The organism is Paenibacillus sp. FSL K6-2859 (assembly GCF_038008265.1).
Classification (GTDB): domain Bacteria; phylum Bacillota; class Bacilli; order Paenibacillales; family Paenibacillaceae; genus Paenibacillus_AQ; species Paenibacillus_AQ nitricinens.
On record NZ_JBBOYU010000001.1, the window covers coordinates 2,213,014 to 2,224,699 of the forward strand.

Below are 11,686 nucleotides of genomic sequence, written 5' to 3' on the forward strand. Positions count from 1 at the left end.
AAGTTTCGGAACGGGCTATCGGGCATGATGTCCGTTCCAGTATTAATTATATCACAAAGATTTAAAGATAATCCGTAGGTATTACTTACCTTATGTATTGTATTTCCTAAATATATCCAATCCATACTTCACGTTTTCAATATTACGCAAAAAATTTGCGGTTGTCAACGCTTATTTAACTGCGCCCACTTCTAAAACCCGGAGGTTAACGCCATGAATCGTACTAAATTAACGGAATCATCACATATAAATACCCGCAATCCTCACGCTTCAAACAGGCTCATTGATCGCCAGTATAACGGTTGTTTCGAAATTTACGAAGACGCAGCGGACTACATCGATATCCGCAACGTAATTAAGGGGCGTGTCATCGCATGACCTGGACCGCAAGTTCCCACGCAGCTAAACGCGCCATTGAACGTTTCGGAGTTTCGCCTGACAACGTAGATGCGTGGTTTAACGAAAAGTTAACGTCAGCTCGCTACGTTTGCAACACGGTCGACGATGACGGAAGTGAAGCGCGACTATTCGTTAACGGTAAGACGATGTTCTTCGCCGCGCTATATGAGGACATAGTTAAATCCGTACGCTACGCATCCCGTACGCAACTGGCCGCTGACTGTATCGCTGAGCTCGCAGAAAAAGAACTCCGTAAGCGCCAAGTCCGCGCACTCGAAGCTGAGCGGAGTTATGCGAATAAGAAGGCGCAACTAGAAGCGCGCCGTATCGATATTAACATCGCCATATTGCGGACGAAATCCGCGGCGCGCATCGCTAACTTAACCGCAGAGCTCACCAAAGTTGAAGCGGAGTTGTGCGAAGTGTTGGCGGCCGTCAAACGTGCCAAGCGCGAACTAACGAGCTACGCGGAGGGTTACGTATCCATTACAGCGTAAATTACGAATGAGCTGAGCGTTACTCCTACGCCAGCAACGCGGTATTAACGAGGAAGGGCGGTCATTCGTTAGTGCCGTGTTGCGGACGTAGGAAACTGCGGACCGAAAATAAAACGAAAAGGAACGTGATCGAATGAGCATGTTTACGAAGGTTGGCGCAGAGGCAGCGGCGGCAGGTAACAACGAAGGTGGCGCGAAGGAGAGTCCGATTACTTCGTTCAAGTCGGGAACAACGCTCAAGGTCGGCGTCAAGTCGATTAACGATGTGGCGGAGTACTACGGCTACAGCATCTTCAAGAAAGTTAACACGTTCGTTCCGAAGAATCCCGCAACACGTAATGCTCGCGGATATATCGACGCTAATCCGACCGTATGGGATCAAGCGGCTGCGCTTCTCTATAAAGAGGCGGATACGGCGAAGAATGCCGGCGCTAGTGAAGACGCGGTTAAGAAGATTACGGATGAGGCGTACTTGTATCGCGGTAAAAAACGTTTCCTTCGCGCATTCTTTGACTTAGCGACTGGTAAGGACGTAGTAGTCGATCTGAGTCCGAAGCAAGAGGAAACACTCAAAGCCGTAATCAAGAAATACGAGAAGAAGCTCGGAACAATCGCGTTCGAACTAGCGAAGACCGGATCGAGTACAAACGCAGTAGTTGCGCTGTCTCCGATCATTGACATGGACGAAGACCTGACGCCAGAAGAACGCGCTAACTTCGCTAAACTCGGCGAGACTCCGTTCGATATGGCGTCGCTCGAAACGTGCTTATACGTAGCGGACGAGGCGGAACAAACGAAGAATCTCGTAGTCGCGGGCTTTGATATCGGACGTCTCGGATTATCAATCGGAGCCACCAGCGGGGCAAACAGCGCGGGATCTACGCAAACACCGCCGCCAGCCGACGAAGGCGCTCCGATTGATATTTCTGACGAGGATTTACCTTTTTGATCGCGTGTCCCGAACGGCCGCAGACGCTGACATCAGGTAACAACGGTAATAAACCGCCGGTCCGCGTGTACGTTGCGCTGGCTGGCGGTGACTATAACGAGAGGGGACGTGGTTAATATCGCACATATCAGTGAAATAACCGGTAAGTATTCGGAGCTCGCCGCGCGACTTGCGCTATTGGCTAACGGATGGACTGTTCACCAATCGGAGACAGACGAAGCGTATGACGTGTTGGCACAAGATCCCGTAACGGGAGACTACGCGCGGATTCAAGTTAAAACGATTAGGCAGCGCAATGATCGCGGCGGCGACCTCGTAGTCTACGCGAAGAAAGGCAACGGAACAACGTACGATTTGGCCGACGCTGATTACATTATTGGCGTATGGAATAATGCCGGCGAAGTTCCGCGCGTGTTCATGTTCGAGAACCGCTGTCTTACGGAGTACTGGTGCGGAGAAGCGCGTGCGGCCGAACGTTGGGTAGAGCTGTCACTTGCGCTGAATCGCGAGATTTATACAGAGACAGCCGCAGATCCGGAAATACCTAACGCGGCCTAGAACGGTAAACGTACGAACCGGGGCGGAGGTTCTCGCGAACAGTCCCAACGAAGGAGACGCAAATAAATGGCGAAATTAAACGTAGTAATTCCGGCAGTAGACGTAATGGTTGACGGACAGGCTTACCGCAAAGTTTACCGAAAGGCGCAGGCGGGCGATATCGTAAAGGCGCTTAAAGACGGTGTAGATATCGATTCGGGCGCGTTTTATCGCGTAACTTACGAAGGTCATTTCGCCGACAACAACGGAGACGGACGATCACTATCTCTTTGGCAACACGAAGTCTTCGCGCCAATCACGGAACCTTCCGCGACGATCACGTTCGAGAACGCTACTTACCGTAAAGTTGAGCGCAGTGCGGCGGAGGGCGACGTTATTGTATTCACGGACGAGGACGAAATTGAGTGTTTCCTTACGTTAGGCAAGCCGTACCTTGTTACCGAAATTGACTGGGCTGGCGATCCGCAGATTACGGACGACGACGGAGACGACTTCGATGCCTGCGGATGTGATTGCGACGTGTACGAAAAGGTCACTGAGCCATCAAGCGTTAGTGAACAGCACATTCATAACGGCGTTACGTATCGTAAGGTGTCCCGCGTGGCGAACGTAGGAGAGCTCGTTCTTGTTATCGCAAATACAATGGGCGGAAATTCTCACGGCTATGATATCGGCGAGGTAACGGAGATCATTCAGGAGTGGCTACCTGGGAAATACGGTGTTCAACGGAAAGGCTCCGGTAAGATCGCCCCGTACTTGGCAACCGCAGATTACGTCGTACTCGAACCGGTAACACCCGCTGAGCCTACGAGACATTCCGCCGGCGACTACGTTAAGGTAGTAGATTCTTCCGGAGATGATCGCGCAAAAGTCGGTGATATTGCGGAGGTTACGGAGGTCCTGTCTGACGGACTATCTTACGTGGTGACTACGGACGGTCGTAGTTACGGAATGTTCTCGCACCGTTTCGTACTCGCAACCGCCGAAGAAGTAAGCGTGGCACAAGCGGAAGCTAAAGCGTCGGCTGAACGCGCGGAAAAGGAATCGCAGGAAGCCGAAGAAAAGCGACGCGAGAAGCTGAAATGGGCGGCGATCGGGCGTAAGGTTGGCGAGTTTAAGCGTGGGGATATCGTTAGCTTTGAACGTACTGACGGATTAAAGGGCGTAGGTACCGTTGAGGACAGCGGAACCTTAGACGGCGCTGTCGGCGTCAGAATGGGCGCAAAGATATACGATGGTTCTGCCTATTATTCGGTATCTTTCAGAAATGGCGCTATGGCTTCGTTAATTGTACCGGTCGAACAGCGCTTCGATAAGACCGCCGCCTAATTCACCGAAAGGAGTGAGCGATATTACCAACGTTAAACTAACGCTCAATCTCCGCCAGCCGCCGCCTACTGAAGCGCCAGAAGATAGCGTAGCGCGTATAACCGACGCGACCAAACGTAAAAAACTTGCCGCGGAGGAGACGTTAACGGAAGCATGGGCGCGAATATTTGCGATGAAGAATACGGATGCCGATCGCGATAAGTTAATCGCGGTAAAAGACGCAATGGAGACGGGTGCTACGGGCAGACACCCGTCCTGCGTCGGCAAACGGTTCAGCAAAGCGGAGGCTATGCGGATTTATGAGGACTTGCGCGTTTCAATCCGTGAGGAAAGATTGCGGAGTATGGTCACGAAGACTCCGAAGAACTACTTTCTTATTGATAACGCGAAGCTACTAGCGCGACTCAACGATAGGCTGCGCAATGAAACGGAAGTGGCGGTCGATACGGAAACTACGGGAGTTGACGTATACACTGACGTAATTGTCGGGCTGTCACTAACGTTGCCTTCCGTAAGTATTCCGCCATTAGCCGAAAAAGGAATGCACGTATATATTCCGGTTGCGCACGATGAAGGCGGACAATTATCGCGAGATTACGTACTGCAGGAATTACGATGGTTCCTGTATAGCGTGGACATCGGGAAGGTTCTCCATAACGCTATATTCGATATTGCAATGTTTAGGCGGCATGGCTCCGATTTGCGCGGAGTTACGTGGGATACGATGGTAGCGATGCATCTGCTTAACGAAAACGAGCCGTCATTCCGCCTCAAAGACTTAGCGCCGAAATATCTCGGAGTTGAGTCGGACACATTCGCGGAGCTATTCGGTAAGACGCCGTTTAATGAAATACCGCTGGATATTGCACTGGCATACGCGGCAAAAGATACCGATTTGACTTGGCGGCTTTACCAATTCCAGCGCAAACACTTCGCGACGTTGCCGACGGTACTCGAATACTACGAAATGGTCGAGGTGCCGCTGCTCTACGTGATCGTTGATTTGGAGGCTAACGGATATATACTCGATTTAGATTTCGCGAAGGAATACGGTGAGCAACTGAGCGCTCGCGCCAAAGAGCTGCATACGAAGCTTGTCGGAATCCTGGCGAAACATCACGTAGGAGAGTCCGAACTTAACCTTAACTCTACGCCACAAATGAAGGCGGTACTCTCTGCGGAGATCGGACGCGATATTCCGAATATGGACGCGAAGAAGACGCTAAAGCCGTTAGGACGCGAGTTCGAGATAATTGCGGACTTACTAGAATACCGCAAGATCACGAAGCTCAGCGGTACTTATATTGACGCGCTACCAACGAAGCAGAATCCGACGACTAAGCGCTGGCACTCGCGGTACAATCCGATGGGCACGGTCACCGGACGCTTTAGCTCAGGCAAGGACGAAGATGCTACGGAATCTAAGCACTTCAACGTTCAAAACCAACCGGAAGACGCGCGCAAGATGTTCGTAGCGCCGGAGTGCAAGGTATTAGTATCCGCGGACTTTAAGGCGCAGGAAATCCGATGCACCGCGTACTTATCAGGCGAACCCGTTCTAATCGAAGCGTTCGAAAAGGGAATAGATCCGTACGCTAATATGGCGAGCATGTATTACAAGCGTCCGTACCATGAAGTTTACAAGCTGCCAAACGGTGAGGATACGCCGGAACGTAAAGCGATGAAAGTCGTATGGCTCGCGACGCTGTACGGAATGAGCGACTTCTCACTCGCGGAGATGCTCAAGTTAAAGAAACCGGAGGCGACCGCGTTTAAAGAAGAGCTGTTCGGAAGCATGCCGAAGCTCTCCGCGTGGCTTAAGGCGAACGAGGAACACGTAGCCAAGTATGGTTTCGTATGGGCGGATAAACAGCAACGTAAGCGGCGCTTGCCTGACGGAACACTTAAGCGCAAGGAAATCCCGTACGGAAAGTGGAACGATCCGAAGTACGAGGAGTGGCGCAAACATAACGGTAAGATTAACCGTGCTATGCGCCAGGGTACGAATGCTCGAGTACAAGGGAGTTCCGCCGTCCAAACGAAAGTTACGATGATTAAAGCGCACGAAGAATGTCAAAAGCGCGAAGGTTGGGCGCTATGGGGAACGATTCACGACGAGCTTGTATTCGAGATTCCCGAGGATTTCACGCGTGAGGATATCGCGGTTATTGAGCGTATAATGACGCAATCCTACTCGTGGGGTAGCGTAGCAAACGGAACGGATATCGCGATAATGCGACGTTGGGGCAAGGGAATGACGCCGGACGAATGGTTCCGCCAAAAAGAGGAGGCTGCGTAATGCCCCGCGAAACCACAACGGTTAACTGTCCGCAATGCCTCCGCCAGATCCGCGTGCTTGCAGATGAATACGGCGACCACGGATGCGCTTGCGGGTGGGATATCGCGCAAGAGGAACGTAATTATAACGAAGGAGATGACGCGGAATGACAACGCTAAAATTAACGGTAAGCGAGCTCGAAGACCTCACGATTGAGGGCGCAATCACAATGAAGTCCGGCGCCGAACTCAGCGTAGTTAAAGACGGCCGTTGGGTATCCGAAGGTAAATTCGAATCCAAAACGGTAATCTTCACGGACGGTGAGCGTCATTATCGCGGAGAAGTAATGCGCGAGGGATCGCCATTTACGGATTATACGTGGGGCTCCGAATGGGACGGTGGCAGCGCGGATATCGAGGAAGTCACTCAGGTTGAGCGGACGATTCTCGTATGGGAAACGGTAAAGGAGGCGGACGAGTGAGCGCAGAACGGCCGCTAACGTATACGCCGCCGGGTGCGCGAGTAGTGACGGTTGAGAAAACGAAGGGAGTTGCGTAATATGCCCGGAAAAATTAACGTTCATATGTGCGCTGCGTGTGGAGACGAGTCACGTCCGGAGGAACCATGGTGTTTTAAGTGCCGCAGAAGTAAGCCGCTGGTTAGGCGCGATAAACTCCGAGTAACTGGAGACTTCACCGTTGTTGATTGGTTTTCATCGCGTTCGAGCGCCGGTCTTATCGTTGAGGACGCGGACGGCAAGCGTTATCCAATGTATATGTCGGACGTATTCGCGATGATTAACGGACTGCAACTAGTAAGCCGGACGCTGGAAGAGACGAAGAAAGGTTCAGCGTATGGCTGGGCGCTAATTACGAAGGAGGCGGTTTAAATCACGAGAGCAGAAACGCTAGTTAACGATTTCCTAACGCAAATGGATGCGTACTACTCATCGCCGGACACGTCTTTTTATGATAGCGCGCTTGAGCGCAAGTTCTACGAACAGAAACTCCGCCACATCGGATTCAAGCCGTATCCGAAGGATGGTCTCGTAACGTTCGGCGCGTCCGGTACGAATATGTGCGACCGCCAACTCTACTTTAAGAACGATAAAGGAACTCGCGCAGAGAAGTCCGCCGACATTCCGTTCCGAGGACGCCAGCGCCGCCAAGGTACGGCCGTTGTCGATTACGTACAGCTCGATATTCTGCATATGCCGAAGCGTATCGGTAAGGCCGCGCTATTTACGATGTCGGTACGCGATGACGGCGATTGGGACTTCGAAGACGCGGCGCAGGAACGTACGGTATTTACGCACCCACATCCAGAAACAGGCGAGCTCATTTCGTTCGCGATTACCGCTAAGCCTGACGGTAAATTCGACTATGCTCCGGACGGTTCGCGCATTATATTCGAGTATAAAACGAAGGCTAGCGGTCTGCGTCCGATGAACGGTAAGCTCGACTTTAAGGGCGCGCAGGACGATCACAAACGCCAGGTAGTCGCGGAGTCGCTCGTATTCGGAATTAACGAAGCGCTAATCGTATATGAATCTACGCATAAGCCGTCGTGGTTCTCGGACGAAGAATCATCGTCAGTAACGAAGGGACAGAAAACGTGGAAAGAAGGCGTTCCCCTTCCGGACATGCGCGCATTCTACGTTCGTATAACTGACGCAATGCGGGCGCAGCTTCTCGACGACTTAGCGCGCCAGGCTGCGCTTGTATACTCCGGAGAAGTTCCGAACGTCAGCGTTGAGATGACGGATAAATGCGGATTCTGCGCGTTTCGCGGTCACTGCGCGGCTACGTTAAGTGCGGATAACTTGGCGCGGCTGCAGCGTGCGGAATCCGCGATGGCGGGTGGCTCGATGGTGGGTAAAGCTGCGCATAAGAGTCTCCGGAATTATCTCGCGACTGTAGAGGAGGAGGCCGCTTAGTATGCAAACACCGCAATCATACGTAATCAAATCCATCCGCAATCTCGACGGAACAGCGCACGAACGCGAAGCTCGGCGCAAAGGACAGCGCGTAGAAATCTTGCGTTGCGAAGTCGGCGCGCCATTAATCGTATGTTACCGCGATGACGGTAATAAGATCCTGCGGACGTCAGCGGTACAGAACGTACTATACGCAGATGGCGCGGAGAAAGTCGTAGTCTTCACGCATAACACCGAATACTCATTCGTAAAGGAGGCGGCGTAATGATCTCACGTATTATTAACGGAATCCTATACGTATTACTGATTGGTGCGCTAATGGTCGGCGGACTCGTATGGTTCTCGCTTCTGACTTGCGGATTGTGGTACATCAGCGTAATAGTGGCGCTCCTCATTGTTTGGGCGTTCATACTCGGTTATTTATCGGAAGGAGGCGGAGGTAATCGCGAACAGGACGCAGCCTAAAACGCCAACCGCGCGCCATGCCGGACTTGACCTCTCGCTAACATCGCCGGGGTTCGCGGTCATCGACGTTAAAAACCGCGTGCCTACGTTGGTTGCAACGTCAACCGTTAAGACGGACGCAGGCGAGGCGCAGCCATTGCGCTACGAAGTTATCGAAGCTCACGCGCTGCTATTCTTCCGCCAGCACCGTCCGGACAGCGCCATTGTCCGCGAGATATGGCCGCCGAGCCGTAACTTTGCGCAGAACGATAAAGTTCACGGAGCCTGGAGCGCGGTTGATCGCGCACTATCGCGCCTTGGCCTAACGGTGGCCGACAACCTTTCGCCGAAGACCGTTAAGAAACTCGTAGCCGGCAACGGTAACGCGGAAAAAGCGCAGGTAGCGGAGGCGGTGCGCCGTTATCTGCGGCTTGATCCGGAATATAAATTCAGCGCCGGCTATGACGATTCGGATGCGTGCGCGATTATCTTAGCGTATTTAATCCGCGAAAATATGATCGATGAAATCGGAGGGATTGCGGCATGAATAAATACGGAACATACGCTTTCGTATCTGACTATAACGATAAGTTTCCGGGGCAATTCGACTTAGCAGCGAAGGAACTGACAAGACGCGGGTTCGATATCGAGGTTAACTACGCTCAATCAACGCAGCTTGACGGACGTGTTCTTTTCTCCGCTTTAATTATCGCACGAGAACCGGTAGCTGCCGCATGACGCGTGAACTCGCTCGACTCGCGCAAGCCCAACGCCAGGAAGTCGCCGCCTACGAACGGTCGGTCGCGGTTTTCAGCGGCTTGGCTGCGGACTATGAGCGGAAACTAACGGAGGCACGCGCTAGGTTAGCGGATACTGAACGCCATATAAAAGGAGAGATGCGCAATTAATACGCAACTATTAACGGATGAATTTATTGCGAAATATCCGGAGTTTCCGGAACAAATGAACGCACTGGGAAAATTCGTTTACCTACGGACATATAGCCGGTTTCTGCCGGAATTAGGCCGCCGTGAAACGTGGAAAGAAACGGTGCGCCGCGCTACGGAATATAACGTCGGCCTCGGCGTTAAACACATGGATAAAATCGGATATGGCGCAGATATCGAGTGGCACCGGAGAGAGGCGGAGTTGTTGTTCGATAACATGTTCAACCTGCGCCAGTTTCTCAGCGGCCGGACGCTGTGGGTTGGTGGCGCCGATAACGGAGTAGCCGATAAATACCCGCTGGCGAACTTCAACTGTTCGTTTATTAATATCGCGTCATGGGCGGATCTCGGTGATTTATTCTACCTTCTTATGGTCGGAACTGGCGTAGGATTCAAGTGCACAAAGGAACTCGCGGCCGGTCTCGCTCCAATTCGAACGAACACAACGTTACTTCACTCGGACTACGAGCCGGTTCCGAGGGCTGCGCGCTATGAGCATACGCAACTCCGCGATATGGCGAATGGGTACGCTAAGATTTACGTAGGTGACTCGAAGGAAGGTTGGGTCGAATCACTACGTATATACCTCGATATCCTAACACAGCCAGCGTATGAGCACATTCATACCGTTAAGATTTCGTATAACAGCGTACGTCCGAACGGCGAGCGCTTGACTACGTTTGGCGGTACGGCGTCCGGACCAGAACCTCTACGTGAGATGTTCGCGGGAATTGACGCGGTATTGAAGAACGCGATTGATCCGGGACTCGCTCCGCTTGAAGAAGTCCTTACGTGTTACCACGATGATGAAACGGATGACTGCGGAAATCCTACAGGATACAAGCGTGTACGGCCGATTCACGTTCTCGATATTGGAAACCTCATCGGTAATAACGTAGTTGTCGGAGGAGTTCGCAGGACAGCGGAAATATTCCTCATGGATGCGGACGATTACGAATGTATCTTCGCTAAGTACGGACTTAATGGAATATGGGACGCGGATAAACATGGAAAGGTAATTGCAAAGACGAGAGCGCTCGGACTAGATAAGGAAGCTCAGTTCCTTGAAAGCCTGCCGCTATTTGATCCGAATGCTCGTCCGTTGCATCACCGCCGAATGTCAAATAACTCGATCGCGTTCGAAACTAAGCCCTCGCGCGAACAATTAAATCTAGTGTTCGAGATGATGCAGGCAGAGGGCGAGCCAGGATTCGTTAATCTCGAAGAAGCGCGCAGACGGCGTCCAAACGCGGAAGGGCTTAATCCGTGCGCGGAGATACTTCTCGACAGTTATGGTGTGTGTAATTTGACGACTGTTAACATGACCGCATTTGTACATGAAGGTCGCTTTGATTACGCAGGACTTTCCGAAGCTCAGCGCCTATCTGCTCGCGCCGGCTTGCGTATGACACTTGCGGAGCTTGAGCTACCTCATTGGAACGCGATTCAGCAGCGCGATCGCTTGCTTGGTACGTCGCTGACCGGCGTGAAGGATGCGCTAGCCTACGCGCAATTATCGGCGTTTGATGAGCGTGAATTACTTGCGGACTTAGGGGATACCGCAAGGTACGAAGCGGACACATACGCAAAACATCTACGTGTATCTTCGCCATTACTCGTCACAACAGTTAAACCGGAAGGCACGATATCGCAAGTGGCAGGGGGAGTTTCTAGCGGCCTACATTGGTCGCACTCTCCGTATTATATTCGCCGCATCCGTATTAACGCCGCCGATCCGTTAGCTAAGACGGTCCAGTTTCTCGGATGGCCGGTTAGCCCCGAAGTGGGTACGCCAGGCGAAACGGAAGCCGAGCGCCTGCAGAATGCGCGAACTCTCGTTATTGATTTTCCGGTAGCATCCGGAGCCGCGCGTACGAAGGATGATGTGAGCGCAACGGAACAACTCGATACGTACTTCGCATTTCAGCGCCATTATACGGAGCACAATTCGTCTAATACGATCACCGTTCGGCCGCAGGAATGGGCGGATGTCGAGCGTATTGTCTACGATAAGTGGGACGAGTTTACTGCGGTGTCTTTCCTCGCGTTAGACGGAGGCTCCTATGCGTTAGCTCCGTACGAAGCGATTACGCAGGAACAGTACGACGCGCTGACATCCGCCATGAAGCCGTTTGATCCGGAGGTGCTGCGGTTATTTGAAACAACGGGGGTGAGTGACCTTGAGGGCGCGGATAGTTGCGAAGGAGGCGCGTGTCCAATACGTTAATTGGATCGTTATCGTGCGAGCAATACGCCTGCATCCGTACTTGCGGCGAGCGAATAGCATGGCGGATTTGACTGACGAGGAGTCGCGTAAAATTGACGAGGCAATGAGAATACGGAAGGCCG

Annotated in this window: 14 protein-coding genes and 1 pseudogene; all 15 read left to right on the forward strand. The window is 52.3% G+C overall.

Annotated elements, in window-relative coordinates; genetic code table 11:
- Nucleotides 1-213: 213 nt before the first annotated feature.
- The 15 genes and pseudogenes from MHB64_RS09605 (at nucleotide 214) to nrdJ (ending at nucleotide 11,564) form a co-directional block, all read left to right on the forward strand.
- Complete coding sequence (locus tag MHB64_RS09605) at nucleotides 214-378, forward strand: hypothetical protein (protein ID WP_341134251.1); 165 nt, start codon at nucleotides 214-216, stop codon at nucleotides 376-378.
- The gene (locus MHB64_RS09610; protein ID WP_341134252.1) at nucleotides 375-896 is read left to right on the forward strand and encodes a hypothetical protein; all 522 of its coding nucleotides are present in this window, start codon (nucleotides 375-377) and stop codon (nucleotides 894-896) included. The genes MHB64_RS09605 and MHB64_RS09610 overlap by 4 nt, the downstream gene beginning before the upstream one ends.
- A gap of 265 nt (nucleotides 897-1,161) precedes the next feature.
- Nucleotides 1,162-1,845, forward strand: a complete 684-nt coding sequence (locus MHB64_RS09615) for a hypothetical protein (protein WP_341134253.1) — start codon at nucleotides 1,162-1,164, stop codon at nucleotides 1,843-1,845.
- 87 nt (nucleotides 1,846-1,932) lie between these two features.
- Entirely contained in the window at nucleotides 1,933-2,403 is a 471-nt protein-coding gene (locus tag MHB64_RS09620; RefSeq protein WP_341134254.1) for a hypothetical protein, read from the forward strand.
- Nucleotides 2,404-2,469: 66 nt separating this feature from the next.
- Nucleotides 2,470-3,732 carry a hypothetical protein gene (locus MHB64_RS09625; protein ID WP_341134255.1) on the forward strand — a complete coding sequence of 421 codons (1,263 nt, stop codon included), beginning with the start codon at nucleotides 2,470-2,472 and terminating at the stop codon, nucleotides 3,730-3,732.
- Between the two features lie 343 nt (nucleotides 3,733-4,075).
- Nucleotides 4,076-4,639: pseudogene (locus tag MHB64_RS09630) on the forward strand (DNA polymerase); the annotation flags it as partial.
- A 69-nt stretch (nucleotides 4,640-4,708) separates the two neighbouring features.
- Entirely contained in the window at nucleotides 4,709-6,031 is a 1,323-nt protein-coding gene (locus MHB64_RS09635; protein WP_341136062.1) for a DNA polymerase A family protein, read from the forward strand.
- Nucleotides 6,032-6,176: 145 nt separating this feature from the next.
- Nucleotides 6,177-6,491 (forward strand): hypothetical protein, encoded by a 315-nt coding sequence (locus MHB64_RS09640; protein WP_341134256.1) that lies wholly within the window; start codon nucleotides 6,177-6,179, stop codon nucleotides 6,489-6,491.
- 78 nt (nucleotides 6,492-6,569) lie between these two features.
- Complete coding sequence (locus MHB64_RS09645) at nucleotides 6,570-6,899, forward strand: hypothetical protein (RefSeq protein ID WP_341134257.1); 330 nt, start codon at nucleotides 6,570-6,572, stop codon at nucleotides 6,897-6,899.
- 42 nt (nucleotides 6,900-6,941) lie between these two features.
- Nucleotides 6,942-7,946 (forward strand): hypothetical protein, encoded by a 1,005-nt coding sequence (locus tag MHB64_RS09650; RefSeq protein ID WP_341134258.1) that lies wholly within the window; start codon nucleotides 6,942-6,944, stop codon nucleotides 7,944-7,946.
- Between the two features lie 100 nt (nucleotides 7,947-8,046).
- Nucleotides 8,047-8,211 (forward strand): hypothetical protein, encoded by a 165-nt coding sequence (locus MHB64_RS09655; RefSeq protein WP_341134259.1) that lies wholly within the window; start codon nucleotides 8,047-8,049, stop codon nucleotides 8,209-8,211.
- Nucleotides 8,211-8,411: a hypothetical protein gene (locus MHB64_RS09660; protein WP_341134260.1), complete on the forward strand. Its 201-nt coding sequence runs from the start codon at nucleotides 8,211-8,213 to the stop codon at nucleotides 8,409-8,411. The genes MHB64_RS09655 and MHB64_RS09660 overlap by 1 nt, the downstream gene beginning before the upstream one ends.
- Entirely contained in the window at nucleotides 8,341-8,937 is a 597-nt protein-coding gene (locus MHB64_RS09665) for a crossover junction endodeoxyribonuclease RuvC (RefSeq protein WP_341134261.1), read from the forward strand. The genes MHB64_RS09660 and MHB64_RS09665 overlap by 71 nt, the downstream gene beginning before the upstream one ends.
- A complete protein-coding gene (locus MHB64_RS09670; protein WP_341134262.1) occupies nucleotides 8,934-9,128 on the forward strand; it encodes a hypothetical protein in 195 nt (64 codons plus the stop codon). The genes MHB64_RS09665 and MHB64_RS09670 overlap by 4 nt, the downstream gene beginning before the upstream one ends.
- 225 nt (nucleotides 9,129-9,353) lie before the next feature.
- Nucleotides 9,354-11,564, forward strand: a complete 2,211-nt coding sequence (gene nrdJ / locus MHB64_RS09675; protein WP_341134263.1) for a ribonucleoside-triphosphate reductase, adenosylcobalamin-dependent — start codon at nucleotides 9,354-9,356, stop codon at nucleotides 11,562-11,564.
- The last annotated feature ends 122 nt before the right edge of the window (nucleotides 11,565-11,686 follow it).